This window comes from Halochromatium roseum (assembly GCF_016653315.1).
GTDB lineage: Bacteria > Pseudomonadota > Gammaproteobacteria > Chromatiales > Chromatiaceae > Lamprobacter > Lamprobacter roseus.
Window position 1 is genome coordinate 52615 of sequence record NZ_NHSH01000052.1, and the last position, 21429, is coordinate 74043.

General features: G+C 62.1%; 21 protein-coding genes. 8 read left to right on the top strand and 13 right to left on the bottom strand.

All coding sequences use genetic code 11. The features are described 5' to 3' along the window. Positions 1-194 precede the first annotated feature (194 nt). From coaE to CCR96_RS10090, 7 genes are all read right to left on the bottom strand, one after another. Positions 195-836 (bottom strand): dephospho-CoA kinase, encoded by a 642-nt coding sequence (gene coaE / locus CCR96_RS10060; protein WP_201219999.1) that lies wholly within the window; start codon positions 834-836, stop codon positions 195-197. Between the two features lie 5 nt (positions 837-841). Next, on the bottom strand, positions 842-1786 hold the full coding sequence (locus CCR96_RS10065; protein WP_420827261.1) for a prepilin peptidase: 945 nt from the start codon (positions 1784-1786) through the stop codon (positions 842-844). A 59-nt stretch (positions 1787-1845) separates the two neighbouring features. Next, positions 1846-3111, bottom strand: a complete 1266-nt coding sequence (locus tag CCR96_RS10070; RefSeq protein WP_201220001.1) for a type II secretion system F family protein — start codon at positions 3109-3111, stop codon at positions 1846-1848. A gap of 5 nt (positions 3112-3116) precedes the next feature. Further along, positions 3117-4829, bottom strand: coding sequence for a type IV-A pilus assembly ATPase PilB (gene pilB / locus CCR96_RS10075; protein WP_201220002.1), 1713 nt, complete (start codon positions 4827-4829; stop codon positions 3117-3119). A gap of 29 nt (positions 4830-4858) precedes the next feature. After that, on the bottom strand, positions 4859-5692 hold the full coding sequence (locus CCR96_RS10080) for a LabA-like NYN domain-containing protein (RefSeq protein ID WP_200237146.1): 834 nt from the start codon (positions 5690-5692) through the stop codon (positions 4859-4861). Positions 5693-5822: 130 nt separating this feature from the next. Further along, on the bottom strand, positions 5823-7769 hold the full coding sequence (acs, locus tag CCR96_RS10085) for an acetate--CoA ligase (protein WP_201220003.1): 1947 nt from the start codon (positions 7767-7769) through the stop codon (positions 5823-5825). A gap of 125 nt (positions 7770-7894) precedes the next feature. Further along, the gene (locus CCR96_RS10090; protein WP_201220004.1) at positions 7895-8491 is read right to left on the bottom strand and encodes a class I SAM-dependent methyltransferase; all 597 of its coding nucleotides are present in this window, start codon (positions 8489-8491) and stop codon (positions 7895-7897) included. A gap of 103 nt (positions 8492-8594) precedes the next feature. Between CCR96_RS10090 and CCR96_RS10095 the strand changes: the two genes are divergently transcribed. The 4 genes from CCR96_RS10095 to hypE all read left to right on the top strand — a co-directional run bounded on the left by CCR96_RS10095 (position 8595) and on the right by hypE (position 12604). Continuing rightward, complete coding sequence (locus CCR96_RS10095; protein WP_201220005.1) at positions 8595-9938, top strand: nickel-dependent hydrogenase large subunit; 1344 nt, start codon at positions 8595-8597, stop codon at positions 9936-9938. Between the two features lie 46 nt (positions 9939-9984). Next, complete coding sequence (locus CCR96_RS10100; protein WP_201220006.1) at positions 9985-10251, top strand: HypC/HybG/HupF family hydrogenase formation chaperone; 267 nt, start codon at positions 9985-9987, stop codon at positions 10249-10251. Next, positions 10251-11483, top strand: a complete 1233-nt coding sequence (gene hypD / locus CCR96_RS10105; RefSeq protein ID WP_201220007.1) for a hydrogenase formation protein HypD — start codon at positions 10251-10253, stop codon at positions 11481-11483. The genes CCR96_RS10100 and hypD overlap by 1 nt, the downstream gene beginning before the upstream one ends. Before the next feature lie 131 nt (positions 11484-11614). Next, entirely contained in the window at positions 11615-12604 is a 990-nt protein-coding gene (hypE, locus tag CCR96_RS10110) for a hydrogenase expression/formation protein HypE (RefSeq protein WP_242518859.1), read from the top strand. Between the two features lie 53 nt (positions 12605-12657). Here hypE and CCR96_RS10115 read toward each other — a convergent pair whose 3' ends face one another. Next, positions 12658-13881, bottom strand: a complete 1224-nt coding sequence (locus CCR96_RS10115) for an HDOD domain-containing protein (RefSeq protein WP_201220009.1) — start codon at positions 13879-13881, stop codon at positions 12658-12660. A 173-nt stretch (positions 13882-14054) separates the two neighbouring features. Here CCR96_RS10115 and CCR96_RS10120 point away from each other — a divergent pair, with 173 nt between their 5' ends. The 4 genes from CCR96_RS10120 (at position 14055) to CCR96_RS10135 (ending at position 16432) form a co-directional block, all read left to right on the top strand. Further along, on the top strand, positions 14055-14342 hold the full coding sequence (locus tag CCR96_RS10120; RefSeq protein WP_201220010.1) for a hypothetical protein: 288 nt from the start codon (positions 14055-14057) through the stop codon (positions 14340-14342). A 72-nt stretch (positions 14343-14414) separates the two neighbouring features. Next, positions 14415-15638: a glycosyltransferase gene (locus CCR96_RS10125; RefSeq protein ID WP_201220011.1), complete on the top strand. Its 1224-nt coding sequence runs from the start codon at positions 14415-14417 to the stop codon at positions 15636-15638. A 6-nt stretch (positions 15639-15644) separates the two neighbouring features. After that, positions 15645-15995: a hypothetical protein gene (locus CCR96_RS10130; RefSeq protein ID WP_201220012.1), complete on the top strand. Its 351-nt coding sequence runs from the start codon at positions 15645-15647 to the stop codon at positions 15993-15995. Continuing rightward, complete coding sequence (locus CCR96_RS10135; RefSeq protein WP_201220013.1) at positions 15992-16432, top strand: SufE family protein; 441 nt, start codon at positions 15992-15994, stop codon at positions 16430-16432. Before CCR96_RS10130 ends, CCR96_RS10135 begins: the two co-directional genes overlap by 4 nt. Positions 16433-16510: 78 nt before the next feature. On the opposite strand, the gene CCR96_RS10140 is transcribed toward CCR96_RS10135, so the two are convergent. From CCR96_RS10140 to CCR96_RS10160, 5 genes are all read right to left on the bottom strand, one after another. Further along, positions 16511-16903, bottom strand: coding sequence for a DUF302 domain-containing protein (locus tag CCR96_RS10140; protein WP_201220014.1), 393 nt, complete (start codon positions 16901-16903; stop codon positions 16511-16513). A gap of 255 nt (positions 16904-17158) precedes the next feature. Continuing rightward, the gene (locus CCR96_RS10145) at positions 17159-17473 is read right to left on the bottom strand and encodes a hypothetical protein (RefSeq protein WP_201220015.1); all 315 of its coding nucleotides are present in this window, start codon (positions 17471-17473) and stop codon (positions 17159-17161) included. Positions 17474-17582: 109 nt separating this feature from the next. Next, on the bottom strand, positions 17583-19310 hold the full coding sequence (locus CCR96_RS10150; protein WP_201220016.1) for a nickel-dependent hydrogenase large subunit: 1728 nt from the start codon (positions 19308-19310) through the stop codon (positions 17583-17585). Continuing rightward, positions 19307-20761, bottom strand: coding sequence for a (Fe-S)-binding protein (locus CCR96_RS10155; RefSeq protein ID WP_201220017.1), 1455 nt, complete (start codon positions 20759-20761; stop codon positions 19307-19309). Before CCR96_RS10155 ends, CCR96_RS10150 begins: the two co-directional genes overlap by 4 nt. Further along, positions 20758-21408, bottom strand: coding sequence for a nitrate reductase (locus CCR96_RS10160; protein WP_201220018.1), 651 nt, complete (start codon positions 21406-21408; stop codon positions 20758-20760). Before CCR96_RS10160 ends, CCR96_RS10155 begins: the two co-directional genes overlap by 4 nt. Positions 21409-21429: the final 21 nt, after the last annotated feature.

A 21429-nucleotide genomic window follows, 5' to 3' on the forward strand; every position in this document is an offset into this window, starting at 1 on the left:
TTCGTCTTCCTCTCTATCCACCGAGTCCGCCGTTTGGCGGGCGTTATTAGGCAAGGTTTCCATCGTGGCCTCAAGAGCCACGAGACTGAGGATAACCAGCCTCTAGGCGGAGGTGCAACTCATCAATGACCGATCCGTTGTGAGCTGATCGAGGTTGTCCACTGCTTGATGGTCCTTCCCTGGGCTTGGACGAGCTATCGAGACTGGCGGGCGAGGTGGACTGGCGGACGGTCGTCGTGCAGCTGTGCAAGCTTGAGATAGGCCTGGTGCAGGCGCTCGACCTGTGGCCAAAGGCTGGCTGGATCGCCGCCGTTATCAATCCGGTCATCGGCCGCAGCAAGGCGCTCGGCGCGACTGACCTGGCTGGCGATGATGCGTTGAATCTGATCGGGCTCCAGGCCGCTGCGTGCCTGCACGCGCGCGATCTGCATCGCTTCGGGCAGATCGACGACCAGCACCCGGTCGACCAACGATTGTTGGCCGGTCTCCAGGAGGAGTGGGATCACCAGCAGAGCGTAAGGGCCGCTGATTGCTTCGGTCTCGGCAAGCATGTCGGTGCGGATCAAAGGATGCAGGATGCCCTCGAGGCGCTGGCGCGCGGCCGGGTCGGCGAAGACCTGCTGTCGCATCCGCGCGCGATCGAGGGCGCCTGTCGCATCAATCATTTCGGCGCCGAATGTGGCGGCGATTGCCGGTAGTGCCTCGCCACCCGGCGCGGTCAGACGGTGCGATATCGCGTCGGCATCACTGACGGTGACGCCAAAGGATGCAAACTCCTCGGCAACCGTACTTTTCCCGCTGCCGATTCCGCCTGTTAGGGCAACACGATAGGTCATGGGTGTCAGGCCAGCCCCGACCAGCTCAGATAAGCGCCTGTGATGGTATCGCCCCAGAGCAGGCTGATCCAACCGGCAATGGCCAGGAATGGTCCATAGGGAATCGGTTGTCCAGCTTGCTGACGTCCGCTTGCAATCAGTAAAACACCGACAATGGCGCCCGGGAGCGCCGAGAGTAGGATGATCTGCGGCACGGCTTGCCAGCCGAGCCAGGCACCAAAGAGCGCCAGTAGTTTGAAGTCACCGCGCCCCATGCCCTCCTTGCCGGTCGTGATTCGGAAGGCTTGGAATACCAGCCACAGCAGCAGGTAGCCCGCAGTGGCGCCGAGAATCGCCGAGGTTGCGTCGGTGAAGGTGCCGCCGAGGCTCAGCAACAGGCCGAGCCACAGGAGCGGTAGGGTCAGGCTGTCTGGTAGCAGCTGCGTATCGAAGTCAATGATCGCAAGGGCGATGAGCCCCCAGGTCAGGATCAAGGCGGCGAGCGCCGCGCTGGTCGGACCCAGCTGCCAGACCACCACCACCGACAGCAGGGCGGTGAGTGCCTCGACCAGCGGATAGCGGATCGCGATCGTTGCCTCGCAGGCGCGACAACGGCCACGCAAGCGCATCCAGCTGAGGATCGGGATGTTATCGAGCGGTCTGATGGCGGTGCCGCAAGACGGGCAGTGCGAGCCAGGCCGGGACAGGCTGAGGCGCGGTGCTCTGGCCATCTCTGATGTCGGAGGCGGTTGTTGCGATGTTGTGGCTGCCGGCTCGGTTGCGTCCTGTTGCGACGCGGTTACCCTTGCTGAGGCGAGGAGTTCGGCGCATTCCTCGCGCCATTCCTGTTCCATGATGCGCGGGAGCCGTAAAATCAGCACGTTGAGAAAGCTGCCGACGGCCAGACCGAACAGCGCCGTGGTCAAGTAGAGCAGCGCAGGTGCTTGCTCGAAGAGGCTGATGATATCGATCAAGTGAACGGGCTCCAGGCTTCGCTTGCTTGTTCAGTCAGGCGCTTCAGATGCGTCGCTCAGACCACGGCCGCGAGCTTGAAAATGGGCAGATACATCGCGACGACGAGACCACCGACGAGGCCGCCAATCACCACCATGATGAGCGGCTCAAGCAGGCTACTCAGGGCATCGACCGCGTTGTCGACCTGCTCTTCGTAGAAATCGGCGGCCTTGCCAAGCATGGCGTCTAACGCTCCTGACTCTTCGCCGATGGCTGTCATCTGGATCACCATGTGTGGGAAAACATTGGCCTGACGCATCGCCAGTTGCAGGCTTTGGCCGGTGGCGACGTCTTCGCGCATCTTGCTGACTGCGTTGGCGTAGACGACGCTGCCAGTGGCGCCTGAGACCGAGTCCAGCGCGTCCACAAGGGGAACACCGGCGGCGAACATGGTGGACAGTGTGCGCGCAAAACGGGCGACAGCGGCTTTATGCAAGATGGGACCGATCACCGGCAGTCGCAGCGCAGTCCGGTCGACGGCGTCGCGGAACGCCTTCGAGCGTTTGAAGGCGTAGATCATCGCATAGACGAGCGCGGCGATCCCAGCCGCAATGAGCCACCAGTAATCGCGCAAGAAGTCGGACATGGCGATCACCAGCAAGGTGAACGCGGGCAGATCGGCGCCAAAGCTCGAGAACAGCTCTTTGAACTGCGGTATCACGAAGAGCATGATCACGACGGTGACGACGATCGCAACCAAGATCACCGCGGCCGGGTAAAACATCGCCTTCTTGATCTTGCCCTTGATCGATTCGGTCTTCTCCTTGTAGGTCGCGATCTTGTCCAGCAAGACATCGAGGACGCCGGCTTGCTCGCCGGCAGCGACCAGGTTGCAGACCAGGTCGTCAAATTGGAGCGGAAACTTACGCAGTGCCGTCGCCATACTCGTGCCGCTCTCGATATCGCCCTTGATGTTGAGCAAGAGCTCCTGCATCGAAGGGTTATCGTGTCCGCGACCGACGATATCGAAGGACTGCACCAAAGGGACGCCAGCGGCCATCATGGTCGCGAGTTGGCGGCTAAAGATGCTGATATCGGCCGCGGTGATCTTCCGCTTGCCGCTGCCGAACAGTGGTTGCGGCTTCTTGCGGACCTTGGTCGGGTTGACACCCTGACGGCGGAGGTCGGCGCGGGCTAAGGCTGTACTCGATGCGCGCAGATCACCTTTGACGCGGGCGCCGCGACGATCGATGCCCTCCCATAAAAAGACCGCAGCCTTCTCAGGCTCATGTTTATTCGGCCTCTGTCTCTGCTTTTGTTTCTGTGCCGTCGAAGCGACCATCGCGTTCAGTCTCGGGTAATGCGGTTTAGCTCGAGTAGACTGGTGATCCCATTTTTGACCTGACGTAGGCCTGATTGGCGCAGGTCCAGATAACCCTCCTGCGCGGCTTGTCGGGCCAGATCAAGCGAATTGCCGCCCTCCATAATGGTTTGGCCCATCGCCTCGGAAACCTCGATCACTTGGAAAATGCCGATGCGTCCTTTATAGCCTTCGGTACAGCGCTCGCAGCCCACGGCTTTGTAGAGCGTGATGCCGTCATTGATCTCTTGTTCGCTGAACCCCTCCGCCAGGAGCGCTTCGTGTGGGAGTTCCTCGACTTCGCGACAATGGATGCATAGCTTGCGCGCGAGTCTCTGCGCCATGATGATCAGCACCGAGGAGGCGATATTGAAAGGCGCGACACCCATGTTCGCAAGTCGGGTCAGTGACTGCGGCGCATCATTGGTATGCAGCGTTGAGAGGACGAGGTGACCCGTCTGAGCGGCTTTGACCGCAATTTCAGCGGTCTCAAGATCTCGGATCTCGCCCACCATCAGGATGTCAGGATCTTGGCGCAGAAAGGCACGCAATGCTGCCGCGAAGGTCAAGCCCGTCTTGGCGTTCATGTTGACCTGGTTGATGCCAGGGACTTGGATCTCTACCGGGTCTTCAACGGTCGAGATGTTGACACCGATCTCATTCAGGATGTTGAGTGCCGAGTAGAGGGTAACGGTCTTGCCAGACCCGGTGGGTCCAGTCACCAGGATCATTCCGTAGGGCCGGGCGATGGCACGCAAGAAGATCTCTTGCTGCTCCGGAGTCATGCCGAGTTTGTCGACGCCAACGCTGCTACCGGCCGAGTCGAGAATACGCAGCACGACCTTTTCGCCGTAGAGCGTCGGTAAGGTGTTAACCCGGAAGTCGATGTCGTGTGAATAGCCAAGTTTGAGCTTGAGTCTGCCGTCCTGCGGTATTCGGCGTTCGGCAATATTCATGCGCGACATCACCTTCAGTCGTGCGATAAGCCGGTTGGCGATGTTCAGAGGCGGATTGGCGACTTCGTGCAGCACGCCATCCTGGCGAAAACGGATACGGAAGTAGCGTTCGTAGGGCTCGAAATGAATGTCTGAGGCGGCGGTATTGATGGCATCAAGCAGGATCTTATTGACGTATCGAACCACGGGTGCGTCATCGACGTTCGGGTCTGCGTCATTGTTTTCGGCTTCATTGTCGTCGCTGCCGTCGAGCTTGCCAAGATCGGCATCGATGAGGTCAGAGAGGGTGGTGTCCTGAGCTTGTAGCGTTTTGTTGATCGCGTCAGCGAGTTTGTCGTCTTCGACGAGTATGGCGCTGACGCTGAGGTCGGTATTGAACCGGATCTCGTCTAGTGCCCGGTCGTTGGTGGGATCGGAGACGGCGACGAACAGGCGGTTGCCACGGCGGAACAGCGGCAATGCGCGATGCTTACGGACTAAGCGCGCATCAACCAGGTCCATCGGCACGTTGAGCAGGTCGACTGCGAGTAGGTCGATCAGCGGAACGCCAAATTCCTCAGAGGCGGCAACGGCGATTCGATGGCTATCGAGGACCTTCTGCTCGACGAGGTATTGGACGAAGGGTTGGCGTCGGCCATTGGCTTCAGCCTGTGCCGTCTGCGCCCGTTTCTCCGATAAGAACCCATCCTGCACCAGACGTCGCGCCAGCCCGGCTGGATTGATGGTGGACGCTTCGGTCGCCATGGTGCAGGCTTGTTCCTATTTTTTCATGGTCAACGGCTAATATTGAAAGCGAGTCTCACGTTGTTGGCAACCAGGCCGTTATCCTTTTGCTCGCTCTCATTGAGATAGAATTCGAGGATGGTCTCGCGATTCATCAGCATCTCCTCGGTCACCTCCTCCGCGATCTCATTGGCGTGGCAGAAGACGCTGACATAGGGCGATTCCGGCTCGCGCGGATCGGTGATCCACAGGTCCGGAGAGATATCTTGGATGAAGCGGAGGAAGCCGTATCCCTTGTCCGGGAACCATTTCGTGCAGACGCCGCGCACGCAAGAGCCTGACTTGCCCCACTCGTTGCGCGGCTCATAGGTGACCGGTAGCAGATCAGGGATCAGAAAGCCAGGCCAGAAGGCGTCGACCTCTTGCTGCAGGGCACGCGAGACATTCTTGAATCCAATCAACTCGACACGGCAGCCGCGGTTCTGCAAGGCCTCGACCACCTGTAGGAAGTCGCCGTCTCCAGTGACGAGGATGACCTGATCGAGCTTCTCGGCCTGGAGCATGGCGTCGACCGCCATGTCGAGGTCGGCATTGGCCTTCATTGAGACGTTGCCAGCCTCATCCGTATAGCGGCGTACATATTTGACGGTGATCTTCCAGCCGAAGTCGCGCACCATCTGCTGATAGCCGCGGCTCTTCTTAGCGTATTCGGGGTCTTCGCGCGCGCGCTCGGAATCGTAAGAGATATAGGTATTGAGGCGTTGCAAGATGCCGCCCTCACGCCCTGCGAAGCGTCGCAGGATGTCGTAGCGCATCTGATAGCCACCGTTATAACGGACATTCTCGGCGTCGACATAGACGCCAACTCGCTGACATAAAGGCAAGGAGGTTAACCTCGTGGGGGCTGAGCGCCCAACTGGAGTCCGTTCGGGATGGGAAGCGTAAGTGATGGACGGGTAGTGAAGACGGCCAGGAGTGGCACGTTTGCGCCGCTCCTGGTTTTGGACTCTGTTGCTACTGATTGGCTCGGTTGTCGATCAGTTCTTCTACCACAGCAGGATCGGCGAGGGTGGAGGTATCGCCGAGGGTGTCGATCTCATTGGCGGCGATCTTGCGCAGGATGCGACGCATGATCTTACCGGAGCGGGTCTTTGGGAGCCCCGGTGACCATTGGATCAGATCAATGGTGGCAATGGGGCCGATCTCGGTGCGCACCAGCTTGACCAACTCTTTTTTCAACTCATCGCTCGGCTCGACGCCGGCCATGGTGGTGACATAGGCATAGATGCCCTGGCCCTTGATGTCATGCGGATACCCGACGACCGCGGCCTCGGCGACGGCGTCGTGCAGGACTAAGGCCGATTCGATCTCGGCGGTGCCGAGGCGGTGACCGGAGACATTGAGCACGTCGTCGATGCGGCCGGTGATCCAGTAGTAGCCATCGGCATCACGCTTGGCGCCATCGCCAGAGAAGTAGTAGCCGGGATACTGCTTGAAGTAGGTGTCGATGAAGCGCTGATGGTCACCATAGACGGTACGCATCTGCCCCGGCCAGGGCCGGGTGATGACCAGCGCTCCCTCGGCCTCGCCCTCGAGCAGGGTACCGGTACTGGCATCGACCAGCGCCGGCACCACACCAAAGAACGGCTTGGTGGCCGAGCCCGGCTTGGTCGGGGTGGCCCCGGGCAGCGGCGTGATCAGATGGCCGCCGGTCTCGGTCTGCCACCAGGTATCGACGATCGGGCAGCGCTCATCGCCGACCACCCGGTGATACCACTCCCAGGCCTCGGGATTGATCGGCTCGCCGACCGTGCCGAGGATGCGCAGGCTCTTGCGCGAGGTCTTCTTGACCGGCTCCTCACCGGCACGCATCAGGGCGCGGATCGCGGTGGGCGCGGTGTAGAAGGTGGCGACATTGTGCTTGTCGATCACCTGCCAGAAGCGTGACATATCCGGATAGTTCGGGATGCCCTCGAACATCAGCGAGATGGCGCCGTTGGCGAGCGGGCCATAAACGATGTAGGTGTGCCCAGTGACCCAGCCGACATCGGCGGTGCACCAGTAGACCTCACCCTCGCGGTAGTCGAAGGTGTACTTATGCGTCATCGCCGCATAGACCAGATAGCCGCCGGTGGTGTGTAGCACGCCCTTCGGCTTGCCGGTCGAGCCCGAGGTATAGAGGATGAACAATGGGTCCTCGGCGTCCATCGGCTCCGGCTCGCACTCGGCGGAGGCATCGGCCATGGCTTCGTGGTACCAGAGGTCGCGATCTTCGCTCCAAGCAACTTCGCCTCCAGTACGACGCACCACGATGCAAGTATCGATGCTGGGGCATTCCTCGAGCGCCTTGTCGGCATTCTTCTTCAGCGGCACATGACGGCCACCGCGCACGCTCTCGTCGGAGGTGATCAGCAACCGGCATTCCGAATCCTGAATCCGATCGCGCAGTGAATCGGGCGAGAAGCCGCCGAAGACGATCGAATGCACGGCACCGATGCGGGTGCAGGCGAGCATCGCAACCGCGGCTTCCGGGATCATCGGCAGATAGATACAGACCCGATCGCCCTTGCCGACGCCGCGCGCCTTCATCACGTTGGCGAGTTTGCAGACCTCGGCATGCAGCTCACGGTAAGTGACCTTGCGATCTTCCTCAGGGTTGTCGCCTTCCCAGATGATCGCAACCTGATCGCCACGGGTGGCCAGGTGTCGGTCCAGGCAGTTCTGCGACACATTGAGCTTGCCGCCTTCGAACCAGCGGATATGCACCTCGTCCGGGCCATAGCTGTAGTCCATGACCTTGTTCCACTTCTCGAGCCAGGTCACATGCTTCTCCGCATGTTCGGCCCAGAAGCCTTCCGGATCATCGACTGAGCGCTGATACAGGCTGTGATAGGTTTCTTCGTCGATCAACGCTTCAGCGGCGATTTCGGCGGGGACGGGGTAGATCTTGGAATCCGACATAATGTTGAGTCCTCCTCGGGCGGCTCTGCGGTGACAAATGCGGTGTCCGTTCCGCTCGTTGGGTCAGGATGCGTCAATAACGCTTAACCCGTGAAGTCTAAACCCTCGCCCGCAACGCTGCCAGATCAGCGGTCAGTGCGTTCCGCTAGTGCAACCGTGTAATGCGCGCCCTGCTTGAGCTTGTCGTAGTTGCCGAAGACCTCTTGCAGGTTGCGCTTGATGAACGCGCGCAGGCCGCTGATGGTGACCAGATAGAGTCGGCCGCCGGGGCGGAGGCGGGCGTGGGCATCGTGCAGCAGGATCGAGAGCAACTCCTTGCCGACCTTGGCAGGTATGTTGCTCGCGATGAGGTCGAAGCGGGCCTTGGGTGGTAACTGATCGAAACCGTTGCTCAGTAGGCTGCTGGCGTTGCCCAGGTTATTCAGCGTCGCGTTGCGCTGGGCATAGTCGACGGCGACGAAGTCCTTGTCGACCATCAGGGTCTGGCCGTGGGGGGCTAATGCCGCGAGGGTCAGCCCGATCGGGCCATAGCCGCAGCCGAGATCGAGGCAGTCGGCCGTTGGCTCGATCTTGAGATGTTGGAGGAGCAGACGCGTGCCTTCATCGATCTCGCGCGGTGAAAACAGACCCCAGGTCGATTCGAACCTCAGCCGGTGTCCGCGCAGCTCGGCCTCGAACTGAATTGGGGTGCGGAGGGCTGCGAGTTGGTCAGGGGCAAGCATCTGGCGGACGATCCAATCAATGAAAAGCGCCTAGTCTACAGGGCTATGTCGCGAGCGCGTTGGCTAGACTAGGGGATCGACTTGATCAATGCGGAGGGGTTCGATGTCCGATCTCGCCGGCCAGCTCGAGATTCGCCTCGATCGGCGCACTGGTGCCGTCGCGATTGGCTCGACTCGTCCGGTCACTGCGTCACGTGTCTTCGCCGGTAAGTCGCCTGCTGAAGTGGTGCGTCAGTTGCCAGCGTTGTTTAGCCTTTGCGGCACAGCGCAGGCGGCAGCCTGTATCGGGGCCTGCGAGCAGGCACTTGGGCAACAACCGAGCGCGGCGGTCTTGGCGCGTCGCCAAGCCTTGATTCACGCCGAGACGATCAAGGAGCACCTGTGGCGATTGTTGCTGGATTGGCCAAGGATGCTTGATTGCAAAACGGAATCAACTGCAGCTATCAACGCCAACGCCAACGCCAACGCCAACGCCAACGCCAACGCCAACGCCAACGCCCGAGCATCGGCTCTAGCCTTGCCGCCTGCGGCCTCTGCGATGCCAAGCGTCATGCAGGCCTTCATGGCGTTCCGGCAGGCCCAGCAGGCGGCCGGCGACCCATTTTCATTGGATCAGCAACAGGCTGAGCGTGGCGCTGTTGCAGCGATTGATTCCCGCAGGCTCCTGGACCTGGTGATCGATCAGGCGCTAGGAACGGCGCCTGCCGATTGGCTCGATGCGGTGGATCGTCTCGCCAGCCTGCGCCGCTGGGCGGAGCAGACCAAGACGCCGGCCGCTGGCCTGGTGCGCGTCTTAGTGGCGCAGGGGCTAGCTGGCTGTGGTGTGAGCGCTGTCCCAAGGCTGCCGGGTTCAGCCTGTCAACAGCTCGCGTGGTCATTGGCGAGCGCTGAGGCTGATGCCTTTATCGCCGCGCCGCAGTGGCAGCAAGAATGCGCTGAAACGGGCCCCTTGGCACGCGTTGCCGCGCAGCCGCTGATCGCTGACCTGCTCGCGCGGCATGGCAACGGCTTGCTCACGCGGCTAGCCGCGCTTTTGGTTGATTTGGCGCAGAGCGCCCGTGGGCTCGAGACGCTGCTCGATACGCGGATGGAAGATGCCAGCGACGCGATAGGGTGCGATGCCGCCGTCGATGTTGGCGCGGATGTCGGTGTGAATGCTGGCTCTCGCCCAGGCCGAGACGGCAGACTCGGCACCGGCACCGGCGTTGGCTTTGCCGAAGCCGCCCGTGGCTTGCTCGTGCACCGGGTCACCATTACCAATGGACGTGTGGAGCACTATCAGATCCTGGCACCGACCGAGTGGAATTTTCACCCGCAAGGCGTTGTCGCTCAGTCACTCACCGCGATCGTGCGCAGTGGTGCCGAGGGAAGCGAGCTCGAGCGGCTGGCGCGACTCCATATCACCGCGGTCGATCCCTGTGTCGACTACCAACTTTCTGTATCCTGATCACCACTCCATTACTCGTCGCTCAGCCTAAGTCGGAGCACCGTTTATGTGTCTTGCCATACCCGCCCAGATTCTTGAGATCGATCAGGCTGCCGATACCGGCACCGTGTCGCTTGGCGGCGTTCGTCGGCCGGTCTCCCTAGCGCTGATCGAGGATGCCGAGATCGGTGACTTCGTGCTCGTCCACGTTGGCTATGCCTTGAATAAGATCAGCGCCGAGGAGGCCGAGCGCACCCTGGCCATGATGCGCGAGATCGGTGAACTCGCAGAACAGGCGGACGTGCTCGCTGCAGCGCAAGCGGAGATCAACTGATGAAATATATCGATGAGTTTCGCGACGGCGAATTGGCCCGGGGGTTGGCTCGGACCATTGCCGCCGAGGCTGACCCGGATCGAACCTATCGGTTGATGGAATTCTGTGGTGGCCACACCCATGCCATCTACCGCTATGGCGTGCAGGATCTGATGCCCGCGAATGTGCGCTTTGTGCACGGCCCCGGCTGTCCGGTCTGCGTGCTGCCGATGGCGCGCATCGATCAGGCGATTGCGATGGCTGTCGAACATGGAGTCACGCTTTGCACCTACGGTGATCTGATGCGGGTGCCGGCCAGCGAGCGCAACAGCCTGCTCAAGGCCAAGGCGGGCGGGGCCGACATTCGGATGATCTATTCGACGCAGGATGCGCTAGCGATCGCACGTCAGGCGCCGGAGCGCCAGGTCGTGCTGTTTGCGATCGGCTTCGAGACGACGACCCCGCCTACTGCGGTGGCGCTTAAGGTTGCGCGTGCCGAGCGACTGAAGAACTTCGCGGTGTTCTGCAACCATGTGCTGACGCCGCCCGCGCTGGCGACGATTCTGGCTTCGGGCGGTGAGGGGGGCGTACAGCTCGATGGCATCCTCGGCCCCTCGCATGTCAGCATCGTGATCGGCAGCCGGCCCTACGAGTTCGTCCCTCAGACCTTCGGTAAACCGGTAGTGATCGCTGGCTTCGAGCCCCTGGATGTGATGCAGAGTGCGCTGATGCTGATCCGCCAGATCAACGCTGGCCAGTCGTCGGTGGAGAACCAATACATCCGCGCCGTGAACCGCGACGGCAACCCGAAGGCCCAAGCCCTGATGACTGAGGTCTTCAGCCCACGCGAGACCTTCGAATGGCGCGGACTCGGCTTCTTGCCGGCGAGTGCGCTACGGATTGCCGACGCCTATACTGAGTTCGATGCCGAGCAGCGCTTTGCGGTCGCGCCCAGCAGTGGTCGAGAGATCAAGGGCTGCGAATGCCCGAGCGTGCTGCGCGGCGTGATGGAACCGACCGATTGCAAGCTCTTCGGCACCGTCTGCACACCAGAGAATCCAATGGGGGCCTGTATGGTGTCGTCAGAAGGGGCCTGTGCGGCCTATTGGAGCTACGGCCGCTTCAGGGCGCCAGCCAGCCCGTCTGCCGTCGGGGCTGACGTCGGATCGGGCGTGGCTGCAACGCTGGCGGCGCCGGCGAACCTGCCTGCCGCGAGTGCCCCAACCCGACGTAATTCGGCGGTGAGCGCCTAATGGCTGCTCCGCTCAATCCGTCTTTAACTGAGGGCCAATGCGCTGAGCGCTCCAGCGCCTCCGTCTCAGCCTCTGCGCCAGCAGCGCGTCGCTTCGCCGGACGGCTTGATCTCAAGCGCGGCGCAATCGATATGAGCCACGGCAGTGGTGGCCGCGCCATGGCGCAGCTGATCGACGAACTCTTCCGGGTGCATCTGGATAACCCGCTGCTGGCGCAAGGCAATGATCAGGCGCTGTTCAGGCCTCCGCCCGGACGCTTGGTCACCAGCACCGACGGCCATGTGATCTCGCCGCTGTTCTTCCCCGGCGGGGACATTGGTGCGCTGGCGGTGCATGGCACCGTCAACGATGTCGCCATGGCCGGTGCACGCCCGCTTTATCTGACCGCGAGCTTCATCCTCGAAGAGGGGCTGCCGCTGGCGGATCTGGAGCGCATCGTCTCGAGCATGGGGGCGGCTGCGCATGCGGCCGGTGTGCAAGTCATCGCTGGTGATACCAAGGTGGTGGAGCGTGGCAAGGGCGATGGCTGCTTTATCTCCACCACCGGCATCGGCGTGGTGCCGGATGGCATTCAGATCTCTGGTGACCTGGCCCGCCCCGGCGATGCCATCCTGGTTAGCGGCAGCATGGGTGATCATGGCGTGGCGATCTTGTCGAAACGCGAGAACCTCGGCTTCGAGACCGAGATCGTCTCCGACTGTCAGGCCTTGAATGATCTGGTCGCGGTGATGATCACGGCCGTGCCGAGCATCCACTGTCTGCGCGATCCAACTCGCGGCGGACTGGCGACCACGCTCAATGAGCTTGCGCTGCAATCGCAGGTTGGTATGCAGATTCAGGAGCCGTTGATCCCGGTCCGACCTGAAGTCAGTGCTGCTTGCGAGTTGCTCGGACTCGATCCGCTCTATGTCGCCAATGAGGGCAAGCTGATTGCGATCTGTCCCGGGGATCAGGCGGAGGCGCTACTCGCCGTGATGCGCGCGCATCCGAAGGGGCGTGACGCTGCGATCATCGGGCAGGTGGTCGAGGACGCGCATCATTTCGTGCAGATGGAGACGGCCTTTGGCGGTAGTCGGATCGTCGACTGGCTGGCTGGCGAACAGTTGCCGCGGATCTGCTGAGCCAATCTGCTGGGCGCCACGTCGTGGCGCAAACCTCCGCTAGCCTTCGAGCCTTAGTCGTTTTTGAGCCCAAACACCCGACGAAGCTCCTTTAGGGCCGTGGCGTTGTTCTCGATCTCGATGATCCCCTGGCCTTCCTCCGGAATTGAGAGCTTCAAAACCTCAAATGCCGGTACCTCGCTGGCCGACGGATATTCAAGGCCTTCTTCGCGGGCAGTGGCCCAGCGCGCAACTAACGCAATGCTGGCATAGTCGGGCTCTGCCGCACGGTAAGACCAGTTGTTGCTATTTTCGGCCACCTTGATCATGTCTGCGCCCAATCCCCAATAGCTGATGACAAGCACGCCGATGATGCCCTGTAGCTTTGCCACCATCTCATTAAGCTTAACCGTGCCGGCGTATTCCGGTCGCTTGTCGAGAAAACGAATGATCGGCACTGCGCCGATGTTGGAGATCAAGCCGGCGAGCAGCGCCCGTTCCGGGTTTAAGAGCTTGAGCTCATTGGAGAGGATCTGGCTGAAAATGGCGCAATGAGCGCTCTCATTCCAAACCTTGAGCATGGCGTCACGACATTCTTTGCGTCGTGCGGTGAAGGCTTGGCGGAGGGCGAGGTTCGTTGCCAGCTTGCGGGTATTGTCAAAGCCAATGCGAATGACTGCATCGCGTACCGAGGAGATCTCCTTTGCGGCGCGAAAAATCGGGCTATTGGTGGTGTGCAGGAGTGCGCCGGCGACCGTACCATCGCTTTGAATGAGCTTGGTCAGCTCATCGATGCCCACCTCGGGGTCTCGGGTCAGTTGCTGAATCTGCAAGGCGACTTCCGGGCGAGCCGGCAGCTCAAGGCAATTGGCGTCGATCAGCTCATAGAGCTCGCGAAGAAAATCGCTCTCGGCATCGTCGAGCTCGATGTCGCTGACCTCGAGTGCGGTATCCGGCTCAAGCGCCTCGAGTGCATAGACTGGCAAGCGCAATAACAAACAGGTGGTGTCTGCCAACACCAAATCGTCATCGCTTCCCTCGTGCTCGAACAGCTCGACGGGTGCACTCAGGCCGAGACAACTATCGATCTGGCGCTCAACGCCATCGTAGCGGCAAAGCGCATGGCCATCGGCCAGGAAGAGCCTGAGCGCATGGAGATCGCGCCGATAGATCCGCCAGTTCGGCTCTACCGGGATCAGCTGGCATTGATCGGCGAGCTGCTGCAGCTGCATTTCCGACAGCTTGCTTGTCAGGCTGATCTGAGCCAGTAGATCTACAATGTCAGGACGTTTCGGCATAGAGGTCTCCTAAGCAACGGTGCACAAACAACCTGAGCAGGTGATTGGCTCGGCCGCGATTGTTCCACCCGACTGTGGAGGTCGTTTTTGCAGCGTTACTAACGCAGTGAGCTCAGCACGCGCACCACATTCATGGTGGCGGTAAAGAAGTCGTCGCTGGGGTGGGCTTTGCAATGGTTCAGGGTACGCCGCATCAGGGTTTCGATGCCGGAGCCGCTGAGCACATCTTCATCGAGTGCGAGGCTGAGCCCGGAGACGAAGCCTGCCGCCCAATCTTGGTAGCGCTGGTACTCGGCTGGGTTGCCAGCATCGGCTGCAGCACTAGCTTGCTCATACTCGGTGCAGCTGCGGACGCCGTAACCCCAGAGCGCTGGATTCAGGGCGAACGCGCTCGGACTGATGCAGGTTACCAGCAGCGCGAGCGCGATGGCACGCGCCGGCTTTTTTCTAGGGCGGCTTGAATCATGCTGAGCTGCTAATATTTCGCCCTTTGTGCCTGCATCCTGCGGGCCCTGTGGAGGTCGGCACCCTCGATGCGCCTGTTGATGATCTCGGATGTCTACTTCCCCCGCGTCAATGGGGTCTCGACGTCGATCCAGACGGTTGGGCGCGAACTCGTCCAAAAGGGCCATCAGGTCACGCTGATCACGCCCAGCTATGGCTCTGAGCGCGACGCTGTTTCGGACCCGTTTGAGGTCATCCGCATCCCCTCGCGCTACCTGCCGTTCGACCCCGAAGATCGCATCATGCGTTGGGGGCGGTTGCTGCAACATCGAGCGGGATTGCGCGCGCAGCGCTTCGACTTGGTTCACATCCACACCCCCTTCATTGCCCACTACGCTGGTCTTGCATTAGCCCGTTGGCTCGAGCTTCCAGTGGTGGAAAGCTACCATACCTTCTTCGAGCAATACCTGGATAAGTACATCCCGCTGGTGCCCAGTGCCTGGCTGCGCTACGCCGCGCGGCGCTTCTCCGCCGCCCAATGCAACGACGTCGATGCGCTGGCGGTGCCCTCCCGGGTCATGCTCGAGGTGCTCAAGCGCTACGGTATCCAAACCCCCGCCGAGGTGGTGCCGACCGGGATCGATCTCGAGCAATTCGGACGGGGCGATGGAACGCGCTTTCGCCAACGTTGGGGCATCGCCGCCAGCCGCCCGCTGCTCGTGCATGTCGGGCGCCTCGCCTTCGAGAAGAACTGCGCTTTTTTGCTGCGCATGCTGGTCCAGGTCAAGGCCGAGATCCCAGACGTTCTCTTGGTCATCGCCGGCGACGGTCCGGCGCTCAAGCGCCTGCAGCGTCTGCGTGACCAGCTCGATCTGCAGCGGCAAGTCCTTTTCACCGGCTACCTCGCCCGCGATGGCTCACTCGAAGACTGCTACCGGGCCGGAGACGCCTTTGTGTTTTCTTCGTGCACCGAGACCCAAGGTCTGGTGCTACTGGAATCCATGGCCCTCGGCACGCCCGTGGTCGCGCTCGCCGAGATGGGCGCCGGCGAGGTGCTGCGCGACGGTGAAGGCTGCCTGATTGCCAAGCATGACGAGCGCCATTTTGCCGAGCAGTGCTTACGCTTACTGCGCGAGCCGGCGCTACGCGCGCGGCTCTCAACGCGTGCCCGCAGCTACGCCCGTAGCTGGTCGGCGCCGGTGCTCACCGAGCGCCTGATCGCGTTCTATGCCAGCACCTTGTATCGAGCTGAGGCCGCAAAGCAGCCAGCGAGCTGTGACGAAGAACCTGTTGTCGATCTCGGGGAAGGATGAAGCCTGGTGGAAAGCTATCACACCTGCTTCGAGCAATACCTCGACAAGTACATTCTGCTGGTGCCCAGCGCCTCGCTAGGCTACCGGGGCATTGACCGGCAGCGCTCGCTGCTGGTACAGGTTGGGCGCCTTGCCTTCGAGAAGAACCGCGACTTTCTGCTGCGCATGCTGGTGCGGATCAAGGCCGCGATCCCCGACATCCTGTTCGTCATCACCGACGCCGAACAGTTGCGGGCGGAGGCGCTTCGGCAGCCGGCGAGCCGTCGCTCGAGTTGTGGCACCGTCAGCCTGCGACCAGAGTGCAACGGTCTCGAACCCCTAGAGGCAGATCCTGAGCCAAACCGGAGTCCATCATGAACACCGACGATGTCATCGACGCCTTCGAGCTACTCGACGATTGGGATGCGCGCTACGAGTTCATCGGTGAGCTGGCGCGGCAGCTGGTGCCACTGTCTGATGATGAGCATCGGGACAGCAATCTGGTCAAGGGCTGCAACACGCGCACCTGGCTGACCGCCGGCCCGAAGCCTGCTGACCCGACGCGAATCGAATACCGAGCCGCTGCCGAGACGCCGCTGGTGCAGGGGTTAGTCGCACTGCTGCTCGTCCCTTTTCAGCATCAGACGCCAGCGCAAGTGCTGAAGACCGACCCCAGCGACTATATCGGGCGACTCGGCCTGGCCGAGCACCTGAGTGCGAACCGGCGAGCCGGGATGGAGCATTTTCTTGAGCGTGTCTATCAACTCGCGCGTGCCCAGCAAGGTGCTGATCCTGAAAATTCAGCGTTGTCTTGACCTGGTGCTGGCTCACGGCTGGCGGTGAGCAGCGCCATGGTGTCGCCGGTGCCGAGGTGTCAGCGCCGAGAACGGGCGCTACGCGTCGCTGATCGCCGCAAGCACGCGCTCAAGGCGTTGGCGAACTTCCGTTGCGAGCTCGGGGATCTTGGGGTTGTCGACCAAGGTTAGGACCGCCATCGGGTCCATGAAGAGAACCTCGACACTGCCCTTTGAATCTTGTCGCACGACGACGTTGCAGGGCAGCAACGAGCCGATGCCCGGCTCGGCGCTGATGGCCTGGTGAGCCAGCTGTGGGTTGCAGGCGCCGAGGATACGGTAGGGCGTTTGCTCGACACCCAGCTTTGTGTTCAGCGTCTTGGCGACGTCGATGTCGCTGAGTACCCCAAAGCCTTCGGTCTTCAATGCCTCCGTAACCCGCGCGATGGTGTCGTCAAAGCTGGTACTAACCTTGGTTGAAAAGCTGTACACGATGGTCCTCCTCAGGGGATAGATTCAGATGCGCGTGACATTGCGTCCGCGCTGGCCCCATTGAGGTGGTGACGACCAGGGACGATTCCGAGGTTTTGCGAGGCTGGCCCAGTGGTTGGCCCAGTGGTTGGCCCAGTGGTTGGCCCAGTGGTTGGCCCAGTGGTTGGCTCAGAGGCGCTGGCTCACTGATCGTGCGCTGACGGGCCTCCCTGTCCGTCCGCGGGTTTGTAGCGGGGGTATGCTTGAGCAAAGCGCTCAGGCGGTGAGCGCACCGAGGCGGCGCGGACTCCAGGCCTTATCCGTCGGCGAGTGCGATTGCGGAAGCTCGCAGCGGGGTGCGTGCTCGAGCAGTTCGAGCCAGCTTTCCTCGGCTTGCCCGACTGCATCCAGCAGACAGAGGGGACCGGCGCTGTTGATCGCGATTTGGCGCCAACGTTGCGTCTCCTGCGTGCGTTTAGCGCAGCGGTTCTGGCCTATCAGGCAGTCATGGCGACTGAGCTCGTCTTGGCGCTTTTGTTGCGCGGCGAATTGGCGGATGTGCAGCTCGGCGAGGCGTGATAGTGATGTCATAGGGGTTCTCCTTTGGCTTGGCTGACGGCCGGGGCGCGGGCAGTGTTGTTATCGAGATGGTTGCCCGTGCCAAGTCCGGCCGCCGTATTGACAGTCGCGCGCTGGCGTTCTATTGCACCTTGACGTTTAGCACCTCCTCCCCGTCGGGGTTGCTCAGATGGACTGCACAGGCGATGCAGGGGTCGAAGCTGTGCACGGTGCGCAGGATCTCGAGCGGCTGTTGCGGGTCGTGCAGCGCATGGCCCGCGAGTGCCGCCTCGTAGGGCCCTTGCTGATTCTGACCATCGCGCGGGCCGGCATTCCAGGTGCTGGGCACCACCGCCTGATAGTTCGCGGTCTTGCCGTTCTCGATCACGATCCAATGCCCGAGCGCGCCGCGCGGGGCCTCCATGCGGCCGACGCCCTGGGCCTGCTTTGGCCAGGTCTCCGGGTCCCAGAGGGTCTCGTTGAAGGTCTTGACATCGCCAGCCTTGATGTTGGCGACCAGGTTGTCGTACCAGCCTTGCAGCTCGTCGACGATCAAGGCGGTCTCCAGCGTGCGCGCGGCGGTACGGCCCATGGTCGAGTAGAGCGCCTCGATGGGTAGATCGAGCTGCTGCAGGCTGCTGTCGACCAACGCCTTGGCCTTTTCGTTGCCGTTGGTGTAGAGCATCAGCATCCGCGCCAGTGGCCCGACCTCCATCGGCTTGCCCTTCCAGCGTGGGGTCTTGAGCCAGGAGTACTGGTTGTCGACATCGAGCTGCTGATAGGGCGGCTCCGGGCCGGTATAGGCGAAGGTCGTCTCGCCCTGATAGGGATGCAGTCCGGCGTCTTTGCCGGCCTTGTAGTCATACCAGGCGCGGGCGACGAACTCTTGGATCTCGGCCTCGGCATCGAGATCGACCGGCTCGATGTGGCTCAGATCGCGGTTCAGGATCACGCCCGCCGGGACCAGATAGGACTCCGGGTCGCCATAGCCCTTGGCCGGGAAGTCGCCATAGGTCATGAAGTTGCCGACGCCTTCGCCCTGCTGGAACCAGTCCTTGTAGAAGCTGGCGATGGCGAGGGTGTCCGGCACATAGACCTGGTGCACGAAGTCATGCATCTGCTGGATGATGTTGCGCACCCGCTCCAGGCCCACCACGTCGAGCGCGGTGCCGGCCTGCTTGCCGGATTCCAGACTGATCGCGCAGGGCATGCCGCCGACGCAGAGGTTCGGATGCGGGTTCTTGCCGCCGAAGATGGCATGCAATTCGGCGACGTTGCGCTGCCAGGCAAGCGCATCGAGATAATGCGCGACCGCCATCAGGTTGGCCTCGGGCGGCAGCTTGTAGGCCGGATGGCCCCAGTAGCCGTTGGCGAAGATGCCAAGTTGGCCGCCTTCGACGAAGCCCTTGAGGCGCTTCTGTACATCGGCGAAGTAGCCCGGCGAGGTCTTGGCGTAGGTGCCGATCGATTGGGCTAACTCGGAGGTCTGCTTCGGATCGGCCTGCAGGGAGCCGAGTAGATCGACCCAGTCCAGCGCGTGCAGATGGTAGAAGTGCATCACATGGTCATGCACGTACTGGCTACCGATCATCAGGTTGCGGATCAGCTCGGCATTGGGCGGGATCTTGTAGTCGAGCGCGTCCTCGACCGCGCGCACCCCGGCGATGCCATGCACCAGGGTGCAGACGCCACAGATGCGCTGCACGAAGGCCCAGACCTCGCGCGGGTCGCGGCCCTGGACGATGGTCTCGAGCCCGCGCACGCTGGTGCCGCTGGAGTAGGCCTGCTCGATGATGCCGCCGTTCATCTGCGCCTCGATGCGCAGATGGCCTTCGATGCGGGTGACGGGGTCAACGACAACACGGGTCATGGCCGGGCTCCTTGGGCCTCGCCGGCCGCTTGACGGTTAGACGATGGCAGACTGGCTGGGTCGTCGATCAGATGGTCGGCGACCAGCTCGACCAGGCTATGGACCTTCTTGTCCCAGTGGTTCTTCTGGCGGCCGGACTCGAAGTTGAGTCGACAACTGGCGCAACTGACGACCACGGATTCAGCGCCGCTCTCGTTGACCTCGCGCATCTTGATCTTGAACGATTCATCGCGCAGCCGGGTGGCGTCCTCGAGCAAGAAGATGCCGGCGCCCCCGCCGCAGCACCAGTTGTACTCCTTGTTCGCTGGCATCTCGACCAGATCGGCGTCCATCTCGGCCAGCACCGCGCGCGGCTCGTCGAAGGCGCCACCCCGGCGACCGGTCTTGCAGGGATCATGGAAGGTGACCTTGCCCTCGAAGGGGGTCAGATGCAGCTTGCCGGCCTTGGCCTGTTTGCCGAGGAATTCGGACATGTACATCATCTCGAACGGCAGCTCGCCGCCGCTGACCATCGGATTCCAGCGCAGCGCCGGATAGGCATGGCCGCATTCGGCGATGACCAGGGTCTTGGCGCCAACCTTCTGGGCGGCAGCGATGATCGGATCGGCCTGCTGCTTCCAGAGCGACATGTCGCCGGAGAGCAGCCCGAAGTTGGCGCTCTCGAAGCCGTCCGAGCGCAGCGTCCAGTCGATGCCGAGGTGGTTCATGATCTTGGCGGTGGCCAGCAGGCCGTTGCCGTTGGCGACCAGGTCGACCGCGGAGCTGAGCACCATGACCTCGGCCTGGTCCTTGTCGAGCGGGATCTCGACGCCGGCCTGCTCGCGAATCGTCTCGACCAGCTTCTTCAAGGCCTCCGGCGAGGAGCCGAACACCGTGCCCATCTGCTTCTGCTCCATGCGCAACGCCGCCAGCTCCGGTGGCACCAGCTCGGCGGCGACCATGGCGCTGCGCATGTGGTGCACCAGCGAGGCGGTGTCGATGCCCATCGGGCAGACCATGGTGCAGCGGCCGCACTCGGAACAGGAGTCGTAGATCAGCTCGCTGGCGTCGGCGAAGTCCTGCAGCTTGACCGGCTTCATGATCAACCGATGCCACCAGCGCATCGGGCTGATCTCGAGCTGATAGACGCGGCGATAGAGATCCATCTTGCGCATCGGCGCGTACTTGGCCTCACCAGTGGCCTGGAAGTAATGGCAGGCGTTGGTGCATTGGCCGCAGTGGATGCAGCTCTCGAGCCAGACCGCCTCGTCGGCATTGGTCTCCTCGATCAGGGTGTCGATGGCGCCCTGCAGGCGTTTCTCGTCGGTCTTGGTCGGCTTTGGCGCCATCTGGCGCAGCATGCCGATCTGGCCAGCCAGGCCTTGGTAGACCTGCTCGAAGCTGGGAAAGATGGGCGTCGCTGCCGCTGTCGCGGCGGCCGGAGCGGTGGTTGTCGCGTTGGCAATGCTCATATCCGAACCCCCTTGTGGGCATAGGCCAGCCCGCTCTGGGCGCGGGAAAAGATGAACCAGAACGCATGCATCAGCTTGCTGAATGGCATGTAGGCGAACAGCAGCGCCGAGCTGAGGATGTGCAGCGCAAGCATGGTCTCGTAGCGCGGGCCGACATGGGCGAAGGCCATCAGGCCGGTGAGCAGCGGCAGGGCGACAATGACCCAGGTGACATAGTCACCCAGGGTGGAGTTGTAGACGGCGGGCTTGGCGAGCCGGCGACCGATCAGCGCGAGCAGCGAGGCCAGCGCGAGGGTGCCGAGGGCGACACCGAGGAAGTTCGGCAGCGCCGGCCATGACAGCCCGGTCAGGCTGGTGATGAACTCGATGTGCGGGACGATACCAAGCACCACCAGCAGCGTGGCGATATGGAAGAGATAGGCGACGACGGTCTGATAGCGCGTCGTCGTCGTGAACTCGCCGCTCGGCCAGGCGCGGCTGAACACGGTGCGATAGCCCTTGAAGTTGCCAAAGGCGTCGCGTGGACGGGATAGGTCAGCGCCGCGCGTCAGCACGAGCACGCCGATCAGCCGCAGCGCGATGCCGGCGGCCATGATGATGAGTGCGGCATGGATCGCAGGGCCGCGGGCGAATTCGAGGAGACTCATAGATGGTCCTCTGCAGGTTGG

What these genes read in the sequence shown, in the direction of transcription:
- coaE (WP_201219999.1), bottom strand. Translation starts at nt 836, where the DNA reads ATGACCTATCGTGTTGCCCTAACAGGCGGAATCGGCAGCGGGAAAAGT.
- CCR96_RS10070 (WP_201220001.1), bottom strand. Translation starts at nt 3,111, where the DNA reads ATGGTCGCTTCGACGGCACAGAAACAAAAGCAGAGACAGAGGCCGAAT.
- pilB (WP_201220002.1), bottom strand. Translation starts at nt 4,829, where the DNA reads ATGGCGACCGAAGCGTCCACCATCAATCCAGCCGGGCTGGCGCGACGT.
- acs (WP_201220003.1), bottom strand. Translation starts at nt 7,769, where the DNA reads ATGTCGGATTCCAAGATCTACCCCGTCCCCGCCGAAATCGCCGCTGAA.
- CCR96_RS10090 (WP_201220004.1), bottom strand. Translation starts at nt 8,491, where the DNA reads ATGCTTGCCCCTGACCAACTCGCAGCCCTCCGCACCCCAATTCAGTTC.
- CCR96_RS10095 (WP_201220005.1), top strand. Translation starts at nt 8,595, where the DNA reads ATGTCCGATCTCGCCGGCCAGCTCGAGATTCGCCTCGATCGGCGCACT.
- CCR96_RS10100 (WP_201220006.1), top strand. Translation starts at nt 9,985, where the DNA reads ATGTGTCTTGCCATACCCGCCCAGATTCTTGAGATCGATCAGGCTGCC.
- hypD (WP_201220007.1), top strand. Translation starts at nt 10,251, where the DNA reads ATGAAATATATCGATGAGTTTCGCGACGGCGAATTGGCCCGGGGGTTG.
- hypE (WP_242518859.1), top strand. Translation starts at nt 11,615, where the DNA reads ATGAGCCACGGCAGTGGTGGCCGCGCCATGGCGCAGCTGATCGACGAA.
- CCR96_RS10115 (WP_201220009.1), bottom strand. Translation starts at nt 13,881, where the DNA reads ATGCCGAAACGTCCTGACATTGTAGATCTACTGGCTCAGATCAGCCTG.
- CCR96_RS10120 (WP_201220010.1), top strand. Translation starts at nt 14,055, where the DNA reads ATGGTTCAGGGTACGCCGCATCAGGGTTTCGATGCCGGAGCCGCTGAG.
- CCR96_RS10125 (WP_201220011.1), top strand. Translation starts at nt 14,415, where the DNA reads ATGCGCCTGTTGATGATCTCGGATGTCTACTTCCCCCGCGTCAATGGG.
- CCR96_RS10135 (WP_201220013.1), top strand. Translation starts at nt 15,992, where the DNA reads ATGAACACCGACGATGTCATCGACGCCTTCGAGCTACTCGACGATTGG.
- CCR96_RS10145 (WP_201220015.1), bottom strand. Translation starts at nt 17,473, where the DNA reads ATGACATCACTATCACGCCTCGCCGAGCTGCACATCCGCCAATTCGCC.
- CCR96_RS10150 (WP_201220016.1), bottom strand. Translation starts at nt 19,310, where the DNA reads ATGACCCGTGTTGTCGTTGACCCCGTCACCCGCATCGAAGGCCATCTG.
- CCR96_RS10155 (WP_201220017.1), bottom strand. Translation starts at nt 20,761, where the DNA reads ATGAGCATTGCCAACGCGACAACCACCGCTCCGGCCGCCGCGACAGCG.
- CCR96_RS10160 (WP_201220018.1), bottom strand. Translation starts at nt 21,408, where the DNA reads ATGAGTCTCCTCGAATTCGCCCGCGGCCCTGCGATCCATGCCGCACTC.